The sequence below is a fragment of the Pseudoalteromonas sp. FUC4 genome (genome assembly GCF_008370255.1).
Classification (GTDB): Bacteria; Pseudomonadota; Gammaproteobacteria; order Enterobacterales; family Alteromonadaceae; genus Pseudoalteromonas.
The window spans coordinates 1,123,243-1,144,229 of the sequence record NZ_SEUI01000001.1 but is presented as its reverse complement, the minus strand read 5'-3'; the positions used below and the strand labels follow the sequence as shown (position 1 = coordinate 1,144,229).

Annotated in this window: 16 protein-coding genes; 9 read left to right on the top strand and 7 right to left on the bottom strand. The window is 38.2% G+C overall.

Going from position 1 to position 20,987, the window contains the following annotated elements:
- Window positions 1-110: 110 nt before the first annotated feature.
- On the top strand, window positions 111-557 hold the full coding sequence (gene yfbV / locus EU510_RS05065) for a terminus macrodomain insulation protein YfbV (protein ID WP_024596543.1): 447 nt from the start codon (window positions 111-113) through the stop codon (window positions 555-557).
- Here yfbV and EU510_RS05060 read toward each other — a convergent pair.
- Genes EU510_RS05060 through xthA form a run of 3 tightly spaced genes read right to left on the bottom strand, consistent with a single transcriptional unit; the run spans window position 541 to window position 2,800 of the window.
- On the bottom strand, window positions 541-1,344 hold the full coding sequence (locus tag EU510_RS05060; RefSeq protein ID WP_149592532.1) for a putative RNA methyltransferase: 804 nt from the start codon (window positions 1,342-1,344) through the stop codon (window positions 541-543). The genes yfbV and EU510_RS05060 overlap by 17 nt on opposite strands.
- The gene (locus EU510_RS05055; RefSeq protein WP_149592531.1) at window positions 1,341-1,988 is read right to left on the bottom strand and encodes an energy-coupling factor ABC transporter permease; all 648 of its coding nucleotides are present in this window, start codon (window positions 1,986-1,988) and stop codon (window positions 1,341-1,343) included. Before EU510_RS05055 ends, EU510_RS05060 begins: the two co-directional genes overlap by 4 nt.
- A 5-nt stretch (window positions 1,989-1,993) precedes the next feature.
- Window positions 1,994-2,800 (bottom strand): exodeoxyribonuclease III, encoded by an 807-nt coding sequence (xthA, locus tag EU510_RS05050; protein ID WP_149592530.1) that lies wholly within the window; start codon window positions 2,798-2,800, stop codon window positions 1,994-1,996.
- A 240-nt stretch (window positions 2,801-3,040) separates the two neighbouring features.
- Between xthA and EU510_RS05045 the strand changes: the two genes are divergently transcribed.
- The 4 genes from EU510_RS05045 (at window position 3,041) to rluB (ending at window position 5,828) form a co-directional block, all read left to right on the top strand.
- Window positions 3,041-3,472, top strand: a complete 432-nt coding sequence (locus EU510_RS05045) for an exonuclease III (RefSeq protein ID WP_149592529.1) — start codon at window positions 3,041-3,043, stop codon at window positions 3,470-3,472.
- A 226-nt stretch (window positions 3,473-3,698) separates the two neighbouring features.
- Entirely contained in the window at window positions 3,699-4,220 is a 522-nt protein-coding gene (locus tag EU510_RS05040) for an EF-hand domain-containing protein (protein WP_149592528.1), read from the top strand.
- Between the two features lie 151 nt (window positions 4,221-4,371).
- Window positions 4,372-4,962, top strand: coding sequence for an SMC-Scp complex subunit ScpB (gene scpB, locus EU510_RS05035; RefSeq protein WP_149592527.1), 591 nt, complete (start codon window positions 4,372-4,374; stop codon window positions 4,960-4,962).
- Window positions 4,959-5,828, top strand: a complete 870-nt coding sequence (gene rluB / locus EU510_RS05030; RefSeq protein ID WP_138488964.1) for a 23S rRNA pseudouridine(2605) synthase RluB — start codon at window positions 4,959-4,961, stop codon at window positions 5,826-5,828. Before scpB ends, rluB begins: the two co-directional genes overlap by 4 nt.
- A gap of 85 nt (window positions 5,829-5,913) precedes the next feature.
- On the opposite strand, the gene EU510_RS05025 is transcribed toward rluB, so the two are convergent.
- On the bottom strand, window positions 5,914-6,660 hold the full coding sequence (locus tag EU510_RS05025) for a YciK family oxidoreductase (RefSeq protein ID WP_149592526.1): 747 nt from the start codon (window positions 6,658-6,660) through the stop codon (window positions 5,914-5,916).
- A 206-nt stretch (window positions 6,661-6,866) separates the two neighbouring features.
- On the opposite strand from EU510_RS05025, the gene EU510_RS05020 reads away from it, so the two are divergent.
- Together EU510_RS05020 and sohB are read left to right on the top strand one after the other, a co-directional pair.
- A complete protein-coding gene (locus EU510_RS05020; RefSeq protein ID WP_149592525.1) occupies window positions 6,867-9,332 on the top strand; it encodes a VolA/Pla-1 family phospholipase in 2,466 nt (821 codons plus the stop codon).
- A gap of 100 nt (window positions 9,333-9,432) precedes the next feature.
- Window positions 9,433-10,449 carry a protease SohB gene (gene sohB, locus EU510_RS05015; RefSeq protein WP_149592524.1) on the top strand — a complete coding sequence of 339 codons (1,017 nt, stop codon included), beginning with the start codon at window positions 9,433-9,435 and terminating at the stop codon, window positions 10,447-10,449.
- Between the two features lie 94 nt (window positions 10,450-10,543).
- Here the strand turns inward: sohB and EU510_RS05010 are convergent, their stop codons facing one another.
- Window positions 10,544-11,878: a dicarboxylate/amino acid:cation symporter gene (locus EU510_RS05010; RefSeq protein ID WP_149592523.1), complete on the bottom strand. Its 1,335-nt coding sequence runs from the start codon at window positions 11,876-11,878 to the stop codon at window positions 10,544-10,546.
- A 193-nt stretch (window positions 11,879-12,071) separates the two neighbouring features.
- Here EU510_RS05010 and EU510_RS05005 point away from each other — a divergent pair, with 193 nt between their 5' ends.
- Together EU510_RS05005 and topA are read left to right on the top strand one after the other, a co-directional pair.
- Complete coding sequence (locus EU510_RS05005; RefSeq protein ID WP_149592522.1) at window positions 12,072-14,783, top strand: hypothetical protein; 2,712 nt, start codon at window positions 12,072-12,074, stop codon at window positions 14,781-14,783.
- Window positions 14,784-15,034: 251 nt separating this feature from the next.
- Complete coding sequence (gene topA / locus EU510_RS05000) at window positions 15,035-17,755, top strand: type I DNA topoisomerase (RefSeq protein WP_149592521.1); 2,721 nt, start codon at window positions 15,035-15,037, stop codon at window positions 17,753-17,755.
- 225 nt (window positions 17,756-17,980) lie between these two features.
- On the opposite strand, the gene EU510_RS04995 is transcribed toward topA, so the two are convergent.
- Entirely contained in the window at window positions 17,981-18,223 is a 243-nt protein-coding gene (locus tag EU510_RS04995) for a hypothetical protein (protein ID WP_007582596.1), read from the bottom strand.
- A gap of 517 nt (window positions 18,224-18,740) precedes the next feature.
- On the bottom strand, window positions 18,741-20,363 hold the full coding sequence (locus EU510_RS04990; RefSeq protein WP_149592520.1) for an alpha-glucosidase family protein: 1,623 nt from the start codon (window positions 20,361-20,363) through the stop codon (window positions 18,741-18,743).
- Between the last annotated feature and the right edge of the window lie 624 nt (window positions 20,364-20,987).

The following is a 20,987-nucleotide window of genomic DNA, read 5'->3' as shown; positions in this document are numbered from 1 at the left end:
TAAATTTAAGCTATTTAGCGCAGACAGTGTAACTCCTTCATTTTGTGTTACACTTTAGGTATAGCTCGTATTTGTATTGTATTTAAAAGCAGTATCTGTGAGGAGTCATGATGCAAAAAAGTGTGATGTCACAACTACAAACTGGCCGTTTGTATGGTAAAAAATGGCCGATGCGCAAAGAGCTTGCGCCTTTATTTTTAGAGTTTAGAGTAATTAGAGCAACTGAGCTGGCTATTACAGTAATGCCAATCTTGGCCATGTTAACGTTGTTTTTTCAGCTTAATTACTTAGGTTCTGATTTTTTACCTCAAGCTATTGCGAGTGCATTATTCTTTATATCGCTACCTTTACAAGGTTTATTTTGGTTAGGTAAACGAGCGCAAACGCCTTTAGATCCTGCAATGCAAAAATGGTACAACGAGCTGTACACTAAAATGGCAGCTAATGGATATCAAACGCAGTTAAGTGAAAACAAGCCCCGTTATATGGAGCTTGCTAACTTACTTAAAGATATGTTTGAAAAAATGGATAGAGCATTTACTAAAGAGCAGTTTTAGTAAATTGAGTTATGTAAAACGATAAGGTGACATCGTGCTCACCTTTTTCTTCGAGTGCTGCCCAGTGCTCGGGTCTAAATTTCCACGCGAATGGCGTCATCATTATTAAGTTTTTAATATCAGCAAAGCCAAGCATTACTTGCTCTGTTAAAAGAATTTGTTCTGATTTTTTAAATCCCTTTGGAATCGCAATTTCAGTATGTTCGTTTACTTCTGAATATATATACGATTTCAATTCTTTTAAATGACAAGGGCCAGGGCTTGCAACCACTAATGTTGCGTTTTGATTTGCAAGACGTTCAAGTTCTTCTTCAAACAAAGGTGCAAATACACTTACAAGTACATCAGCAAATTGGTTTTTAAAGGGCGCTTGGCTGATTGATGCCACACTAAATTGGCAATTAGGGTAGCGCTTTGCGGCATATTTAACGGCAGATTTTGAAATATCAACACCGTATACAATAGCGTTTGTTTTACTCGCTATTGCTTGGGTATAAAACCCTTCACCGCATCCTAGATCAATAACCGTATTCGCGCTTATTAGACCGACCAACTCGCTAAGATTTTGTTGTAAAAAGCGGTAGTACCCACGCTCTAAAAATGCGCGTCTAGCTTGCACCATTTCAAGGGAGTCGCCCGGTTGTTTTGAATTTTTTTGTTGTACTGGCAGTAAATTAACATAGCCTTCTTTGGCAAAGTCAAAGCTGTGGTTGTTAGCACAACGAAGTGTTGAATCAGCTTTCAAAAGTGCGAGGTTACATAGCGGGCATTGATATTGTAGACTCATGAGTCTAGGTAGTCCTTATCGTAAAAAGTTTTTACCCAATGCGGGCGATAGGTGATCATAATTGTTATAGCCATGCCGTTGAGCATTGCTTCAGGAAACCAAATTATGGCACTTAAATAAACGTAGTTATCTGCGAGTTCTTGCCAATTGTATTGCCCTATAGCTAAGTAAAATAGAGCACCTAGGCTTATTTTTATACAGGCTATAAACCCTGCAGTTATAAACGCACAAACAAATATATAAACAAAAAAATGACGAGGTAAATACTGGTAACTAATTATAAAGCCAAGGTAGCTTAGTAAAATAGGAATAAACGCACCAATAAGCAGTTGTACTGGTAACAGTTCAAGTTCAATTTGACCAAATGCAGTTAGTAGCGCTGTGGCAAGTAGGCTACTTAAAATCGTTAATCGCCAGCCTAAAATTAATGTAGCGGCGGTAACACCTAGTATGTGTAAATCAAGGCCCGTTAAAATTCCTGCCTTTATTCGCCAAAGCACTGCAAACACTAACGCACACGCAAGCACACCCGTTTGTTGAGCTGATGTGCTATAAAGCGATTTATATGTTTTTTTATCAAAGCTTAAAATAGCAATGATAATTACAAGGGACCAAAGTAGTCCATGTATTGTTATGCTGAGCATCGTAATTACTTAAATGTTGACCATATTGGGGCATGATCTGAGGGTTTTTCAATACCTCGAAGTTCATAATCAATACCGGTATCTATACAGCGTTCAGCAAGTTCATTAGTTGCAAGAACAACGTCAATACGAAGTCCACGGTTATCTACAAACCCTTTTGAGCGGTAGTCAAACCATGAGTATTGGTCGTCTGTTTCAGGGTTTTGCTCTCTAAAGGTGTCTTTAAATCCCCAATTAAGTAATGTTGCAAGCCATTCACGCTCTACCGGTTGGAAAGAACATTTACCTGTTTTTAACCAACGTTTTGCATTTACGTCGCCAATACCAATATCTAAGTCAGTAGGTGATATGTTTATATCGCCCATAACTATTACGTCCTGATCGGGTGTGTGGTTGGTTTCAAGGTGGGTCATTAAATCCGTATAAAACTGGCGCTTATAAGGGAATTTAGTTTCGTGATTAATATTATCACCTTGTGGGAAATAGCCGTTCATTACTGTTAAATCTCGACCGTTATCTTGCTCAACAGTGACGCTTATCATGCGTTTTTGAGATTCATCTGTATCGGTGGCAAAGCCTTTTAATACCGATTTAGGCTCTTTTTTGCATAACATAGCTACGCCGTAATGTGCTTTTTGACCATGAAAGTAGACGTGATATCCCATTTTTTGTACATCTTCTAGTGGGAATGCTTCGTCATGAACTTTAATCTCTTGCAAGCCAATAACGTCTGGTTGATGTTTGTCGATAATTGCTTGTAATTGATGAAGACGAGCACGCAGACCATTGATATTGAAAGAAATCACTTTCATAAAACTAACCTTAAATTTGGATCTATTTGATGGGTTAAATTGTATCAGTAAATACGCGTACATAACATGACTGAATTGAGATAATAGCTGCACAAATGTTGATCAATTGGTGGCTAAAGTTTAAACATTGTAAATGCAATATTAATTTACTAAATAAATAAAAAATTCAATTGAACTTAACTTTATTGAATATATAATGCGCGAAATTCACTTGTTTAGCTCGTTCAAATAGGATCTCTCATGAAAACACAACTACTTTTAGCTACTGCTTTATTAGCATCTGCAACTGCGTCAGCACAAAGCAATACTTACTTCAGTCAAGATAACAAAATTGAGTCTAAGTTATGTGTACTAAGCGCAAACGAAGGCTTTAGTGCTGCTCGTAAAGAAGCTGCCCAGCACGGTGTTTACCTATCTCGTTTTTCTAAAAGCATTTTATGTAATGGCGAAGATATTCGCGATATAGCTAAAAAAACGACGCTAAGCAAAACATCTGCTGATAAAATAGAAGTGTTTGCTAAAGACGCTCAACAAGAAACTCAATTATGTATGACGGCTTTAAAACAAGGTTTAGCACCTGTTCGTCAAAAAATTGGTAACTTAAACTCATTAAAATGTAATGGTCAAAACGTTACTGAGTTTGTTAAACGCTACCAAAACGCAGCAATCTAATAATTAGCTCAACTATATAACTAAAATTGAGATACCTGGTTTTTACCGGGTATTTTTTTGCAAAAATTACAAGGTTGTTTGCAAAGCTTGCAAGCTTAACTTATTGAAAGTGTTTAATAAATACACTTTAAATCATTAACTTATTGATTTGTATGGTTTAACTATTATTGGCATCCGAATTGTATTAACTAAAGTGACATTTAATTAATTACGAAGGATACGTCTTATGAAAAAGTTAACATTAGCAGCAACAATTTTAGCATCGTTAAGCCTAGCAGCTTGTTCATCTAATCAAGGCCTTGAAAGAATAGACAGTGACTTTGCAAGTTTAGATAATGACAGTGATGGCTATATCTCAAAGGTTGAAGCAGATGACGATAACATCTGGCAGCACTTTTCAAATATTGATACCAATATGGATAACGAAATTAGCCGCAAAGAGTTTAACACTTATATGAAGCTCAATAATGGCAAAGTAGCCTCTGATGCTGAAGTAAGTGAATCGGCATTTAAAGCTGAAATCGCTAAATTTGATAAAATTGAAAGTAGCTTTGCAAGTCTAGATAACGACAGCAATGGCTATATCTCGGTAGTTGAAGGTAACGACGATGATATTTCAAATCATTTTGGTTACATGGATAAAAACCAAGATAAACGCATCAGTAAACGCGAATTTATGGGTTACATTAAAAAATACGGTAACGCAGTAGCTGAAGACGATGCATTAGAAGCCATTAAACACAGTTAATAGTTGTTGATTTAATAACTAAAAAAGAAGCCAGTGCTAGTCACTGGTTTTTTTGTGTTTTAAATTAAGTTATTTGATAGATATATTTTCCTAGTTTGGTGTTGTTCTGTCATAATAGATGGCTGTGTATTTTTATTTGTTTAGAGTGTGTATGGTGGGTCGGCGAATTAGTGATGAACAACTAGTTGAGATCATTGAAGCGGCTATTTTTGTTGCAGATAAGCCTGTGAGTAAACGCCACCTTAAAGACACTGTATTAATAGATTTAGCTATTTCTATGGCGCGAATAAACGACGCAATAGATACAATACAAGAACATTTTCAAACTCGTGGTATTCGCTTAGTTGAAGTGGGTAGTGGGTATCGGTTTCAGGCATGCAGTAGTTTAAGCCCTTGGTTAAATAACTTGTGGCAAGAACGCGCACCAAAATACTCGCGTGCTTTACTGGAAACATTATCACTTATTGCATTCAGGCAGCCCATTACACGCGGCGAAATTGAGCAAGTAAGAGGTGTTACTACGGGTTCGAATATTATTAAAACCTTACTCGAAAGAGAGTGGGTTAAAGTGGTAGGGCATAAAGAGATTCCGGGAAAGCCGGCTTTATATGCAACTACTAAGCAATTTTTAGATTATTTTTCGTTAACTGGACTTGAAAACTTACCTGCGCTGCCAACAGAGCAGCAAAGTAAAATTAACCAGTTATTGAGCGATCCTTCTGTGAGAGAACCATCCGAATGAGTATACAAGGTGAAAAGTTACAAAAAGTCTTAGCCCGTGCAGGCGTAGGCTCACGCCGTGAAATGGAAAAATACATTGACGCAAACCGCGTTAGTGTAAACGGTAAAGTGGCAAAGTTAGGTGACCGTGTTGAAGAAACCGATTTGATTCGTGTTGACGGACACACTGTAAAAATTGAAGAAAAAGCAGACCGAATCTGTCGTGTAATTATGTATAACAAACCAGAAGGTGAGTTAAGCACACGTAAAGATCCAGAAGGACGCCGTACAGTATTTGACCGACTCCCTCGCATTGATGGTGAGCGTTGGATTGCAGTGGGTCGTTTAGATGTTAATACATCGGGTTTGATGCTCTTTACTAATGATGGTGAATTAGCTAACCGTTTAATGCATCCAAGCTATGAGGTAGAGCGTGAATACTCTGCACGTGTATTTGGTGAAGTAACCAACGAAACGGTTAAAAACTTACTACGTGGTGTTGAGCTTGAAGATGGTCCAGCCAAATTCACGACCGTTACCCCTATGGGTGGCGAAGGCGTTAACCGTTGGTTTAACGTAACGTTAAATGAAGGGCGTAACCGTGAAGTTCGTCGTTTATGGCAGTCTCAAGATGCGGAAGTATCTCGCCTTATTCGTATTCGTTACGGTAAACTAGAGCTTGATAAGCGCGTGCCACAAGGTGGTTGGATGGAGTATGATTTAGAAACAGTAAACTACTTACGCAAAACCGTTAAATTAGGCCGCGAAACACAAACTAAGCTTTCTGTTATGCCTGAAAAACGCAAAGATAAACGCGCTAAAATCAACCAAATTCGTAAAGCAGTTAAAAAACACAACCAACGTGTTAAGCCTACTAAACGTAAATAATCAATTAGTTATTTATTGAACACAAAAAAGCCGCTAACTGCGGCTTTTTTAATGTGCTTTTAAATAACACGGGACTTTGGCTGAGTTATTTTTTTACCTGAGCATCTAACGATTCACCATTCACTTTACTAGAATCATCGCTCATCAAGTATAAGTAGGTTGGCATTAAATCTTCTGGTGTAGCAAGGGTATCTCTATCTTCACCCGGGTATGCAGCCGCTCGCATAGAAGTACGAGTCGCACCTGGGTTAATACAGTTTACACGAATATTTGTTTTACCTACTTCACATGCCCATGTTTGCATCATGCCTTCTACTGCAAATTTCGAGATGGCGTATGGCCCCCAAAATTCACGGCCTTTGCGGCCTACACCTGATGACGTAAACACGATTGATGCATTATCAGATTTACGAAGAACAGGAAAAAGCGCTTTAGTGATCATCGCTTGCGCAGTCACGTTTACTTTCATTATGTTTTCGAACGTAGATGAGCAAAAATGTTCAAGTGGACCAAGTGACCCTAAAATACCTGCATTATTGAGCAAGCCATCAAGGCGGCCAAATTGATATTCAATTGTTGCAGCAAGGTCGCGATAGTTTTGTTTTGTTGCGCCTTTTAAGTCCATGGGCACAATTGCAGGTTTAGGGTAGCCTGCATTAACAATTTCATCGTAAACACATTCAAGTTTATTAGTTGTTTTACCTAATAAGATAACTGTAGCGCCGTATTTTGCATACGTAATTGCCGCTACTCGGCCAATGCCATCTCCGGCGCCTGTTATTAAAATAATTTTATCTTTAAGTGCGTTTTCAGCCGCTTGATATGTGCGCATAAAAGTACCCATTCATTTATTTTTTTTGATTTTAACATAGCAAAACGTGAAGTAATCGAATTTATTGTAAAATAAGGTGGCGAAAATAGAAACTTTACGTTAAGTTTAACTGGTCTAATGTCTCATTAATAATCTGATTACATTGTTTTAACTTAATACACTTATTAAACACACTATAAAAATAAAATATGTGCGGAGCCAACAATATGAAAAAAATGCTACTTTCACTCTCTGTTACAGCTGCCTTGGCAGGTTGTGGCGGCGGAGAAACGTTAGAAGATGTTAAGAACGACACAGCAGCCGTTATTCCAACAGCAACGGTTACATTTGACCCTGCTGCAGGTATCTTATCGGTACCTAATGATTTATTAATGAGTGGAACCCAAGACGGTACACTTAATATTCCTGGAGAATTAGATGACAACAATGTGTCTATTTCTCGAGCAGCTTATGCAGACCCTCAGCTTGCTCTAGGTGCACTTGATGGTTGGTCTTCGCAGGTTCCTTATAAAATTGATTTAACATTCCCACCAAATGTAAGTTTAGATGAAGCGTCTGCGGGAAGCCCTGGAACGGTAAGGATTTTTGAAGTTGTAATGGGTGCAAGCTTAACTGACGCAGAATGCTCTGTTGTAGCGGCAGGCACTGCTTGTAAATTAGTAGGTGAACTTACTTTTGGCGTTGACTTTGTAACTCAAGCTTCAGGTGATGCCGTTGCCATTATTCCTTTAAAACCATTTACAGCCGGTAGCTCATACATCAATATATTAACTACAGGGCTTAAAGATTCATTAGGGCGTTCTATTGAACCTTCTTCTACTTATGCCTCTGTGAGTGAAGAAGCGCCTTTAATTACAGAAGCCCAACTTGGTTTGCAAGGTGCTGTAAATAGCTACGAAAATGTAGTGGTAAGTTCAGGCGACATTTCAAAAGACGATATTATTTTTTCTAGTGCAATGACTATTCAATCAGCAGGGCCAGTGCTTGGTACTATTAAACAATTGTTAGCTGGTAGTTTGATAAACCCTGCAACTATACCAAAAATAACTGTTACAGAATCTGATGAGGTTGAAACGGTTAAAGATTTTTTAAAATTTCCTGATATAGCTACTTTTGCTCCATTTGATGCTGTTGAATATATTAAAGGCGAGATTACTTTACCAATGTATCTAGGCACACCAACAGGTAAAGGTATAAGCGCTTTGAATGACACATACTGGAAAGCAATGTGTTCAAGCCCTGTTGCAGTATTAAATCAGTTAGCTGCGGATCAAAAGTTACGAGATGAGGGTAAAGAAGAAGATATTGATGCAACTATGTTTGATGAAGGTCCTTATGAAGACGTTTGCCAGCAAATAAATGCTCGTCTACATGACTATCCAAAAATAGATATTACTCGGCATTTAACTAAATATAACCCAGTTCCACTAGCTCAAAGCAATGAGACTATACCTGTACAAATCACAAAGCCAATTTTAGCAGATATAAATGTTTATCGTTCAGCTTATGGTTTACCTGAGCTTGAAAGTATCCCAGAAGGTGGCTGGCCAGTTGTTATTATGCAACACGGTATTACAACACAAAAAGAAAGTATGCTTGCTTTAACGGCGCAGCTTTCTATTCAAGGCTTTGCAACGGTTGCTATTGATCATCCTCGCCACGGTGAGCGTGGTATAGATGTTGGTGATGATGGAACAGACGATTTTAATGCTACAACGGGCTCTGTCCTTAGCTACATGAACTTAAGTTCGTTACTAGTTGCACGTGATAGTCTTCGTCAATCGGCTGCTGATTTATTAGGTTTGCGTTTAGGCTTGAACTTTATTAATGATGCGACGATAAACAGTAAAGATGTAACTTACGTTGGACACTCTTTGGGTTCAATTGTTGCTCCAGCATTTATTGCTCAAGCTAATACGCCAATGGCAGAAACGCTTGATCCGCTATTTAATGTAAATACGGTAGCGCTTGCAAGTGGTGGTGGCGGTATAGCAAGCTTCTTACTTGAATCCGCTGCGTTTGGTCCATTTATCCAAGGTTCAGTACTTTCACAAGCGGGTACAACAGAAGCTGATGAGCTTAACGTTTACTTACAGGACGCTGCGCTTTCTAACTGTGGTTCATTTGAATCGGAGGATAAGGAAGCTTTTTTAACATGTGGTTACAGCGAATATATTGCATCACTTACTACTGCGGGTGAAACGACTAAACTTACTAACATTCAAGGTGTATTTACGCAGTTTGCTTTTGCGGCTCAAACAGCATTAGATAGTGGCGACCCTACGAACTACGCAGCCACTGTGAAAGCATTAGGTACTCCTGTTTATACTAATGTTGTTGTGGGTGATGGTGTTGATAACAAGCCTGACCAAGTGATACCACCAATGGCAGCTAATAATCCTATTTCTGGCACAATCCCATTAGCTAACTTGATGGGTCTTGAAACAGTAAGCTCTTCGCAAGCATTGAGTGAAACACCTTCTAGCTATTTAGTGAAGTTTACGACTGGCCATCATGGTTCCATTTTAACGCCAGCTCAAGATGATGCAGAGGCTTCGACTGTTGAGGGCAGTGCTGCTGCTAATGCAGAAATGCAGTTACAAGTAGCAACTTACTTAGCTTCTCGTGGACGTATGTTATTAGTGTCAAATCCTGAGATTGTGACTAATTAATAACCAGTAAAATAATTAACCTTTAAAAGCCACTGAAAAGTGGCTTTTTTTTGTTTTAAAGCATGCTAAATTAGCTGAAATTTATAAATGGAGAAACCTGTTGGAATTTTTATACGAGTACGGTTTGTTTTTTGCTAAGACAGTCACTTTTGTTATCGCTATAGCAGTTATTTTAATGCTTATAGTAGGTGCTGCAGTTAAGCCAAAAGCAAAAAAAGGTGAAATACAAATTGACGATATATCAGAGCAGTTAGTCGATCTTAAAGAAAGCTTTTTACAAAACACGCTGAGTAAAAAAGAGCTTAAAGCGCATCAAAAACAGCTTAAATCGCATAGTAAAAAAGCAGATAAAGATGAGCCTAAACCTCGTTTATATGTAGTTGATTTTGTAGGTAGTATGGACGCTCACGAAGTAGAAAGCTTACGAGAAGAAATAACGGCTATTATCTCTATTGCCGAACCAAGTAAAGACAAAGTGCTTATTCGTTTAGAAAGTGGTGGCGGTGTTGTACATGGATACGGACTTGCTGCATCACAGTTACAGCGTATTAAAAGTGCAGGCATACCCCTAAGTGTATCAATTGATAAAGTAGCAGCGAGTGGCGGTTACATGATGGCATGTGTTGCGGATGAAATACTTGCAGCCCCTTTTGCTATTGTTGGCTCTATTGGTGTTATTGCTCAGATACCTAACTTTAATAAAATATTAAAGAAAAACGATGTTGAGTTTGAACAAATAACGGCAGGTGAGTTTAAACGTACACTTACTTTATTTGGTGAAAATACAGATAAGGCCCGTGAAAAATTTCGTGAAGAAATTGAGCAAACACATGATTTATTTAAAACGTTTGTAAGCACTCAACGTCCAAGCCTTGATATTAATTTAGTGGCAACAGGTGAGCATTGGTTTGCAACTCAAGCAATTGATAAAGGCTTGGTAGACGTTATAAAAACAAGTGATGATGCATTGCTAGAGCAGCAGCATGAGCGCCAAATTTATAAGATTAAATACAAAATTAAAAAGGGATTAAGCGACAAGCTAGCTCTTGGCTTGAGTAGTGGTGTAAATAAAGTGGGAATAAACTTACTCTCTAAATTTAAATCCTTAAATCCTTAAATTAGAATGTTTTTAGAATTCAGTTTAATTATTTTGACTCGAAAAAAAACCTTGATGCAAAACATCAAGGTTTTTTTATAACAATAGTCATAGATTATGAATCAATAGACTTATGATAATCTTCTAAATCTTTAGCTGCATTGGGGTCGTTAAAGATACTCTCATCAAGTTCACCTTCAGATTTAGCTACAACACAGGTAACCATACAATCCCCGGTTACATTAACCGCTGTACGAGTCATATCTAGCAAGCGGTCTACACCGATAATAATTGCAATCCCTTCTACAGGTAAACCGACTTGGTTAAGTACCATTGCTAGCATGATTAAGCCCACACCAGGTACACCCGCGGTGCCCACAGAAGCAAGTGTTGCAGTTAATATAACCATAAGGTAATCAGAAATAGTTAAATCAACACTAAACACTTGTGCAATAAACACGGTCGCCACACCTTGCATAATAGCCGTGCCATCCATGTTAATAGTAGCGCCTAAAGGGATAGTGAATGAGGCAACAGAGTTGTTAGCGCCTAATTTTTTGGTCGCTGTTTCAAGTGTAATTGGCATGGTTGCGCTTGAGCTTGAAGTACTAAATGCAAATAAGCATGTATGCTTCATTTTTGCTAAGAAAGTAAGTGGGTTCAGGCCAGTTAATATTTTTAAAATTAATGTGTAGTTAACTAAAGCATGTAATAACAATGCCAACACCACAACACCAAAGTATTTGGCTAGGCTCACGATTAAACTAAGCTCAATTGTTGTAAACAGTTTAGCCATTAAAAAGAACACGCCATAAGGTGCAATGTTCATTAAAAGTGTAACTAGTTTTAAAATTACTGTGTTTAAATCCTCAAATACGGTAGCAACACGTTTACCTGCTTTACCACTTAATGCCATAGCTACACCAAATAAAAGTGCAAACACAATAACTTGAAGCATATTGCCTTTGGCCATTGCTTCAAAAGGATTTGTAGGAAACATATCTATAATTACACGTGCAAGGGTAGGTGCTTCTTTAGCATCGTAGGTTGCATTAGATGGCAGGCTTATTCCTTCACCAGGACTAAATAGTAGTGCTAGCGTAATGGCTACTGTTATAGCGATTGCTGTGGTTACTAAATATAAACCAATAGATTTACCACCTAGGCGACCTAATTTTTTAGGGTCACTTAAGCTACAGGTACCACAAACAAGCGATACAAATACAAGAGGCACAACTAACATTTTTAAGCTGGCGATGAATATTTGTCCACCAACATGGAAAATACCATCAACAAAAAAGGCTTTAATTGGCAAAGAGAATAACCCAAGAGGTATTAGATAATCGTCTTCACCAGCTAATATAGCCTGAAATATAAAACCTACTGTAACCCCAAGCGCCATACCAATCATGATGCGAGTGGTTAAACTCATTGAACGGATTTTTGACATATTTCCTGATCTACATTTTATAAATTTGCCATAGACTACCAGCAAGGAAATATTTACTACAGAAAAAGTTAGTATTTATTTAAAAATATTTCACTCAAAAAAGTAATAAAAAACTGTGATTTTAGACTAAGTTATAGGTTAATATTAAGCAGGAATTAATTTTGATTATAATAACAACGCTAGGGAGAGGTTTATGCCTTTAATGCGACTACTCAGCATTTCATTGCTCAGTTTTTTTCTTACAGCCTGTGGTGGCGGTGGGTCACTTGAAAAAGATGGCGGAACAATAGGTGATGGTACAGGGGAGACTGGTGGTGGGACTATTGTACAGACAGCCAATATTGAAATTTCTTTTGAAGACCGCTCTGTCACTGCAGATTCACCATTAGAAATAAAAGCAACTGTTTTAGGTGCTGATGGTCAGCCAGTACAACGACAAGAGGTTAGTTTTACAACCACATTAGGTTCATTTATTCCCGCAACTGGTAGTGCTCTAACCGACACAAGTGGGGTAGCAACTATTGAGCTAGCAGCTGGCAGCGTTGAAGGTGCGGGTACCGTTATAGCAACGTACGAAGATACTAGCAGTAAACTTGGCTTTTATACTGCAGGTGATGAAGCTCCATCGGATGATTCTAGCGCTAATATTGATATTAAAATTTTACAAAACTGCCCCGATAATTGGCTAAATATCGATCGTGATGCGATTGAGCTTAATTTCTCAGATTGTTCAGAAAATAGTAACCTCGTAAGTCAACAGGCTATTATCTATGCAAAAGTAACAAAAGCAGGAACAAATACTCCCGCAAGTGATGTACTAGTTAATGCTACGACAACATTAGGTGTTTTATTGCCAGAGAGCTTAACTGCAAAAACTGACGCATTTGGTATTGCAGTTTTAAATCTTTTGCCTGGAAGTAGCTCTGGTGTAGGTCAAGTTGAGTTGACATCACAAAATAGTATCGCATCAGCTTTATTTGAAATTAATGCAGTTCAAGTTAGTGTTGATTTAAGTTCGGGTATTGGTTCGTCAGCTATTTTATCTGCAGGTTCTACTACTGTAATTACAGCAAAAATTGTAGATAGTAATAATAATTTATTTATGACACCGCTTGAAGTACAATTTACGTCTGCATGTGCTCAAGAATCAACACCTAGAGCAACTATTGATAGTGTCGTAAGTAGTATTGGTGGGATCGCCAGTACAACATATAAAGCTGATGGTTGTAATGGTGTTGATACAATCACAGCCACGGTCGTTACTGGTGGTAATGTAGCAACACAAACGATTAGTATTAATGTAGCAGCCGCTAAGACTGGTTCAATTGACTTTATTGAAGCGACTAATCAAGTTTTAGCCATTAAAGGAGCAGGGGGACAAACTCTCACTGAAAACTCAGAGCTGACTTTTAAACTGCTGGATATTAATGGAACTCCAGTAGGTCAAAAGCAAATAGATTTTACACTTTCACAAAACCCCGGTGGGGCTTTATTAGGCAGTGAATTTGCATTTACGAACTCTGATGGTTTAGTAACTGTAAATATTCGCTCTGGAAGAGCTGCAGGTGTTTTATCTATTACTGCTTCGCATCAAATTGACAGTGAGGATGCCTCTCAAAATAGTGTTATCTCAATTGTTTCAAATGACATTACTGTTACAACTGGGGTACCAGATCAAGACAGTTTTACTCTTGCTGTGAAAACATTTAATACCGAGTCATTAAATGAAGCGGGAGTAACTACCGATTTAACCGTATTTGCCGCAGACCACTTTAATAATTTCGTACCGGATAATACAGCAATTTATATTGCTAGTGAAGGCGGTGCTGTAGGCTCCATTGATGGCGAGCAGTTTACTCCTTTATTGCTTTGCCGTACAACCGACGGCGTATGTAATGCACAGTGGCGTAGCCAACATCCTATTCCGTATCATTATAGTATTTACCAGAATTCAGTAGGGCAAAAGTGTGATCGACATTTTGGAAAAGCCGCACCTTGTTCTTTAGGCATCAGGGAGTCGCAATTAGATGCAAGTGGTAATTTAATCAATTATCTTGACAGTAGTGGTGTTGCAATAACCCTTAGTGAAGCACCAGCACTAGCGCCGATTGATTACCCTCTAGGTGGGCGAGTAAGTTTATTGGCTTATTCGGTGGGTGAGGAGTCCTTCAATGATGTATCAGCAAATGGCGTATTTAATCAAAATGAATTTGACTCTACATTGCAGGATTTACCAGAAGCATTTATAGACTTTAATGAAAATGGTGTGTTTGATGGTGAGTTACCTGCGCCAACTAACCCTGTTAACTCCAATGGCGGGGAAAACGAATGGTACGTTGAGCGCTCTGGTGCATTAAATAATGGCGAGTATGATAGCGGTGATAAGATTTATAATGGTTTATTATGTAGTGATGAAGCCCTTACAGCTAAGGCTTGTACTAGAGAAACAGTAAATGTACGTGCTCGTTCAGAGTTAGTTATGTCTGGTAGTACTCCCTATATTAGAGCTGTAACACCCTTAAATGATTGTACCTTAAATAGTGGTATTAGTTTAGAAGCCACTGATATGGCTGGTATGTGTGACATAAACCTGATTGATATTAGTAACTCGACGCCTTACAGCGCAATTTCGGTTACTATTTTCTTCAGTGATATTCATAACAACCCATTACCAGCGGGCACTACTGTTAAAGTAACATCTGATAATGCTGTATTGAAAGGATTGACTGACTATACTGTTACTAACACAGCGCAAAAATTTCCAGATTCAGTCACTGTCAATATTACTAAAGAGACAGATCCTGATGCTGTAGATTCTGGTTTTTTATATATTGAATTTGAAACACCTGGTGGAGTTAAAACTCAGTATACCGTGATGTCGATTTTGGATGAACCAGAGCCTTAGAAAAAATAAAGTATTTAAAATGCCAACCTTTAGGTTGGCATTTTTGTTTCTGTTCTATATATTCCACATCAATTAATCTAAAAACACTAGTTTGTTTAATTTAACGACAAAAATTGTTCGTTTATTCAGTAAATACTGAAAAGTTTGTATTAAAAGCTTGTAACAACTAGTGTTTGTAGATATACCTATAAATATTCGCGCCGCTTATAGCGGTAAACACATTTTTAATATTTGGTTAGAAATAGGCAACTATGGGCAAATCGCTAGTAATTGTAGAGTCACCTGCTAAGGCTAAAACAATTAATAAATATTTAGGTAATGACTTCATCGTAAAGTCCAGTATTGGGCATGTGCGAGATTTACCTACTTCAGGTTCGAGCAAAGCTAAAGTGCCGGCAACTAAAACGCCAGCAGAAGTTCGCAAAATGGAACCAGAAGAGAAAGCAGCGTATAAAAAGCAACGAGATTATACTAACCTGGTCGCGCGTATGGGTATAGACCCAAACCAAGGCTGGGATCCGCATTACGAAATACTGCCTGGTAAAGAAAAAGTTGTTCAAGAATTACAAAAATTGGCTGAAAATGCAGATCAAATATATCTCGCAACGGATTTGGATAGAGAAGGGGAAGCAATTGCTTGGCACCTTCAAGAAATCATTGGCGGCGAGCCTTCAAAGTATAAGCGCGTAGTTTTTAACGAAATTACTAAAAACGCAATACAACAAGCATTTGAAACACCAGGCGAGCTTAACACTGATATGGTTTATGCGCAGCAAACACGACGCTTTTTAGACCGTGTTGTTGGCTTTATGGTGTCACCTTTACTTTGGGCTAAGGTTGCTCGAGGACTTTCTGCAGGACGAGTTCAGTCTGTGGCGGTACGCTTATTAGTTGAGCGTGAACGTGAAATTAAGGCATTTATCCCTGAAGAGTTTTGGGATATTCATGCTGATGTTAAGAATACTGAGTCTGAGTTACGTTTAGAAGTAACCAAACAAGCAGGAAAGGCATTTAAGCCTGTAAATGAAGCTCAGGCTAGCGCAGCTGTTAAAAGCCTTGAGAATGCAGAATATAAAGTAATTAGCGTTGAAGAAAAGCCAAGCAAAAGTCGCCCAAGTGCGCCATTAATTACTTCAACCATGCAACAAGCGGCAAGTACACGCCTAGGTTATGGCGTTAAAAAGACTATGATGCTCGCTCAGCGTTTGTATGAAGGCGGTTATATTACGTATATGCGTACCGATTCAACTAATCTTTCAAAAGATGCGGTTGAAATGTGTCGTGAGTACGTAACGAACGAGTTTGGTGCTAAATATTTACCAAAAGATCCAATTAGCTACAGCTCTAAAGGTAATGCACAAGAAGCGCATGAGGCTATTCGTCCTTCAAGCGTTACTGTGTTGTCTGGTCATATCGAAGGCGTAGATGCCGATGCTAAAAAACTGTATGAGTTAATTTGGCGTCAGTTTGTAGCGTGCCAAATGGTACCTGCTGAATACGACTTAACAACACTGACTGTTGCAGCTAACGATTTCCAGCTCAAAGCGAAAGGCCGCGTGCTTCGCTTTGATGGTTGGACAAAAGTACAACCTGCTGTGCGTAAAAAGAACGAAGAAGATCAATCACTGCCAGCTGTTAAAGAAGGTGAAATACTTACTTTAATAGAACTTGATCCTAAGCAACATTTTACTAAGCCGCCTGCTCGCTTTAGTGAAGCAAGTTTAGTAAAAGAGCTTGAAAAGCGTGGTATTGGTCGTCCATCTACTTATGCGTCAATTATATCAACAATTCAAGACCGTGGTTATGTACGTGTAGAAAATCGCCGTTTCTTCGCTGAAAAAATGGGTGAAATTGTCACCGACCGCTTAGTTGAAAACTTCACTGATTTAATGAACTTTGATTTTACAGCTAAAATGGAAGGCCGTTTAGATGATATCGCTGAAGGTGAGCGTGTATGGACTCAAGTTCTAGATAAGTTTTATGCTGATTTTTCAACGCAATTAACTGTTGCTAAAGACGAGCCAGAGAACGGTGGTATGCGTCTTAACGAGATGGTTGAAACCGATATAGAGTGTCCTACGTGTAGCCGAAAAATGGGTATACGAACGGCATCAACTGGTGTTTTCTTAGGGTGTACTGGTTACAGCCTTCCGCCAAAAGAGCGTTGTACAACGACAATGAACTTAGTGTCAGGCGATGAAGCGGTTGCAGCCGATGTTGAAGACGAAGAAACTGAAAAGCTAATGCAGATGAAACGTTGCCCGATTTGTGAAACGGCAATGGATTCATACCTAATTGACGAAACCCGTAAATTACATGTGTGTGGTAATAATCCCGCATGTAAAGGGCATATAGTTGAAGAAGGTACCTTTAAAATTAAAGGCTATGACGGACCAATTATCGAATGTGATAAATGTGGCTCTGACATGGAGCTTAAATCGGGTCGCTTTGGTAAGTACTTTGGCTGTAATAATGACGAGTGTAAAAACACACGTAAACTACTTAAAAGCGGCGAAGCTGCTCCACCAAAAGAAGATCCTGTTCACATTACTGAGTTAGAGTGTGAAAAGTCAGATGCGTATTTCGTATTACGTGATGGCGCTGCTGGTATATTTTTAGCTGCAAATACTTTTCCTAAGTCACGAGAAACACGTGCACCTAAGGTAGAAGAATTAAAACGCTTTAGAGACCGCATTTCGCCTAAGTTTTATTATTTAGCAGATGCACCTGCTAAAGATCCTGATGGTAATCTTGCTGTTGTACGCTACAGCCGTAAAAATAAAGCTCAGTATGTTATGACTGAAGTTGACGGTAAAGCTACTGGCTGGACTGCTCATTATGAAGCAGGTAAATGGACAGAAGAAGCGAAGAAAAAGGCAGCACCTAAAAAGAAAGCTGCTGCAAAAAAGGCACCAGCTAAAGCAAAACCTAAAGCCAAAGCAAAGCCTAAAACTAAAAAAGAAGATGAATAAGCACGTTATCGCTTATTCATAACTTTTTATAGGTTTTAAAAAACCATAAAAAACCGGAACGCACAGCTTGTGTCTATTCCGGTTTTTTTATGCCTAGTTAAATGTTTTCGCAACGGCTTTATTAGCAGTACATTTACTAAGTGTATTGGGTATATCAATTTTTATTAAAAAACATAGTCATTTTATCGCACTAAATAGATCGCTAATTTAATGCAATTGGTATGATTAAATTTTAACAGAAGATACTTTTTTATAGCCTTCAGATTCAAGCTCATCATTTACGCATTTTAATACGTAGGCATTTAGCTCTTCATTGCTTACGTCATCATCTTTAGCCCAGTTAACACACATCTCTGTGTATTCTTTTACCATTTCGGCTGAAGCTGTTGGCGCATCGTCTGCTACCGCGTAAGTCGCAGATACTGCAAATAGTGGTGCTACGATTAATGCTAGCAATGCTTTTTTCATTCGTTTATTCCTAAAAAAATGGTGTGATGACTGATTTATCCAGTTTAAAGTTAGGTATAAAGCAGTAGTGCCCAATTCAGAACAACTCTGTTGGTATACTGATTTTTAATCGAAATTGAAATAAAAGATAACGAAATTTTTTTATCGTGAGGATGAGTAATTTACTTGTCAGTTTTTTAACTTTAGTAAGTACAGCATTATCAGCTGGAGTATTATATTTAGTAGCTAAGAAAACTTGATTCTGCGCTTTATACTAATAACTTTGAGATCGCTTTAGGGTAAATTGATTTCTTATGTTCAAAAATAAAATGGATAAGCGCCATTGTATATTTCTGCTATGAGGATATTTTAAGTTTGTAATATCAGCCGTATTATTTGATTTAGTCATAATAAATCCTCAATGTGTAAACACATTTCAGGACGAGACAGCGTTAAACACAAAAAAGCCCAAGTGAATAGCTTGGGCTTTTTTGTGTTTAACGCGCTTAGGTATACACTAAACGCAACTTTTGAGTCATTAACACTGAGCGAAAAAACATGCGTAAGGCTCAAGCGTTGTGGTGCCTTGGTCTAACTTTGCGCTGTGATGGCTAAGCTCGTTATATTCTTTAACGATTGATGTTGGCATATTAATAGCTGTTTGTTGCGAACTTAGATTAAACATGCAGAGCATTTTTTGCTCTCCAAGCGTTCTATGAAAAGCAAGCACAGGCTCAGGCGTTTCAATAAACTCAATATCACCTTCAAGTAGCACAGCTTGGTTTTTGCGCCAAGCCATAAATTCACGATAGGCGTTTAAAATTGAGTTGCTATCATTAGTTTGCACAGCGACTGATTGCTGTTTGTGTGCATCATCAACAGGTAGCCAAGGTTTTACTTCACTAAAACCCGCATTAGATGAATCAGCTTGCTCCCAAGGCATTGGCGTTCTGCAGCCATCGCGCCCTTTAAAATTAGGCCAAAATGTAATGCCATATGGGTCTTGTAAATCTTCAAAAGCAACTGATGCTTCACCTAAACCAAGCTCTTCACCTTGGTACATACACACACTGCCACGAAGGGAAGCAAGTAGGGCGGTTAACATTTTACATTGTTGAGAATTTATCTCGCCGTTTTTACTCCAACGACTTGCTACGCGCTCTACGTCATGGTTACTAAATGCCCAGCACGGCCAGCCTTCCGTCATACGCTGTTCAAGAGTTTGAACCGTAGTTCTGATATATTCACTTGAATAATCATTTGTTAATAGCTCAAAACTATAACCCATGTGCAGTTTGTCACCGCCTTGGGTATATTCTGCCATAGTCGCTAATGAATCCTCTGATGAGATTTCGCCGAGCGATACAGTACCTGGGTATTTATTAAGTAATGTGCGAATGTCTTGCATAAACTCAATGTTTTCTGGCTGAGTGTTGTTGTAGTAATGATATTGAAACGCATACGGGTTATCTTCGCTAAAACCGCGACCTTGGCGTTTATCTATTGGTTTAGCAGGATTGTCGCGAAGTAATGCATCGTGGTAGCAAAAGTTAATAGCATCAAGTCTAAAGCCATCGACGCCTTTTTTAAGCCAAAACTCTACGTTATCAAGCACAGCTTGTCTTACATCAGGATTATGAAAGTTTAAATCGGGTTGTTCGGTTAAAAAGTTATGCAAATAATATTGTCCACGGCGAGGTTCCCACTGCCATGCGCCACCACCAAAAATAGACAGCCAATTGTTAGGAGCTGTTCCATCTTCTTTAGCATCGGCCCAAACATACCAATCAGCTTTGTCGTTTGTTAAATTATCACGACTATCTAAAAACCACTGGTGTTGATCTGACGTATGGCTTAAAACCTGATCTATAATTATTTTAATATCTCGATCGTGAGCTTGGCTTATTAGTTCATCAAAATCGTTTAAGTCACCAAAAAGTGGGTCAATGTCGCGGTAGTCGCTAATATCGTAGCCAAAGTCTTTCATAGGCGATTTGAAAAAAGGTGAAATCCAAATTGCATCAACGCCTAAGCTCTTAATGTAATCAATACGATTAATAATCCCTTTTAAATCACCAATACCATCGTTGTTGCTGTCTTGAAAGCTTCGCGGGTAAACCTGATAAATAACCGCACCTTTATACCACTGCTTTTGGGCCATGCTTTTCTCCATTGTTCCACACAGTATTTAGACTATTTTTTATTGTGATTACGATTAATCACGTTATTTGCAAAAAGCATACGTGAAGCCTTTAATCCTGTAAAAAGTCTGCATACGTATGCACTAAAAATAATGTAATAAAATTATCAAAAATAAGCGCTTAGCGCAGCTTTAGAGAGATGCAATTTGTGTGTTTAATGTTTACCAATTATGTTATTCATTCATTTTTTAGTTAAATTAAACCTAACAGACTGTACTACAAAGGAAATATATCCCAGGCTTTATATTAAATGGTCTGACCAATTTAGCGCTTGGTAAATGTGGAATAATTTAAACTTTATTTTACAGCGATAATCAATTTCATCTTGTTTACATTTAAGTGAAGGTGCTATTAAGTTTCAATAGAATCGATTTAACTATTGATGTTTGTCTTGTATTTTTTATCCTGCTTATTTTTAATTAAATCAGCTGCTTAAAGTTGTGCGCGTGTAATGTGTGTTAATGTTAGGCTACATTGGAATTGTTGAATACGTATGCATAAAGTTGTTAATAAAATAAATCTGGCGTTAATATTCATCCTGACAACAAAATTAGCTCGCCTTGTTTAACTATCACTTAAATATT

Excerpts from the sequence above, each read along its gene's own strand:
- EU510_RS05055 (WP_149592531.1), bottom strand. The coding sequence starts at position 1,988 with ATGCTCAGCATAACAATACATGGACTACTTTGGTCCCTTGTAATTATC.
- EU510_RS05040 (WP_149592528.1), top strand. The coding sequence starts at position 3,699 with ATGAAAAAGTTAACATTAGCAGCAACAATTTTAGCATCGTTAAGCCTA.
- scpB (WP_149592527.1), top strand. The coding sequence starts at position 4,372 with ATGGTGGGTCGGCGAATTAGTGATGAACAACTAGTTGAGATCATTGAA.
- EU510_RS05020 (WP_149592525.1), top strand. The coding sequence starts at position 6,867 with ATGAAAAAAATGCTACTTTCACTCTCTGTTACAGCTGCCTTGGCAGGT.
- EU510_RS05005 (WP_149592522.1), top strand. The coding sequence starts at position 12,072 with ATGCCTTTAATGCGACTACTCAGCATTTCATTGCTCAGTTTTTTTCTT.
- EU510_RS04995 (WP_007582596.1), bottom strand. The coding sequence starts at position 18,223 with ATGAAAAAAGCATTGCTAGCATTAATCGTAGCACCACTATTTGCAGTA.
- EU510_RS05010 (WP_149592523.1), bottom strand. The coding sequence starts at position 11,878 with ATGTCAAAAATCCGTTCAATGAGTTTAACCACTCGCATCATGATTGGT.
- topA (WP_149592521.1), top strand. The coding sequence starts at position 15,035 with ATGGGCAAATCGCTAGTAATTGTAGAGTCACCTGCTAAGGCTAAAACA.
- xthA (WP_149592530.1), bottom strand. The coding sequence starts at position 2,800 with ATGAAAGTGATTTCTTTCAATATCAATGGTCTGCGTGCTCGTCTTCAT.
- EU510_RS05025 (WP_149592526.1), bottom strand. The coding sequence starts at position 6,660 with ATGCGCACATATCAAGCGGCTGAAAACGCACTTAAAGATAAAATTATT.
- EU510_RS04990 (WP_149592520.1), bottom strand. The coding sequence starts at position 20,363 with ATGGCCCAAAAGCAGTGGTATAAAGGTGCGGTTATTTATCAGGTTTAC.
- rluB (WP_138488964.1), top strand. The coding sequence starts at position 4,959 with ATGAGTATACAAGGTGAAAAGTTACAAAAAGTCTTAGCCCGTGCAGGC.
- EU510_RS05060 (WP_149592532.1), bottom strand. The coding sequence starts at position 1,344 with ATGAGTCTACAATATCAATGCCCGCTATGTAACCTCGCACTTTTGAAA.
- yfbV (WP_024596543.1), top strand. The coding sequence starts at position 111 with ATGCAAAAAAGTGTGATGTCACAACTACAAACTGGCCGTTTGTATGGT.
- EU510_RS05045 (WP_149592529.1), top strand. The coding sequence starts at position 3,041 with ATGAAAACACAACTACTTTTAGCTACTGCTTTATTAGCATCTGCAACT.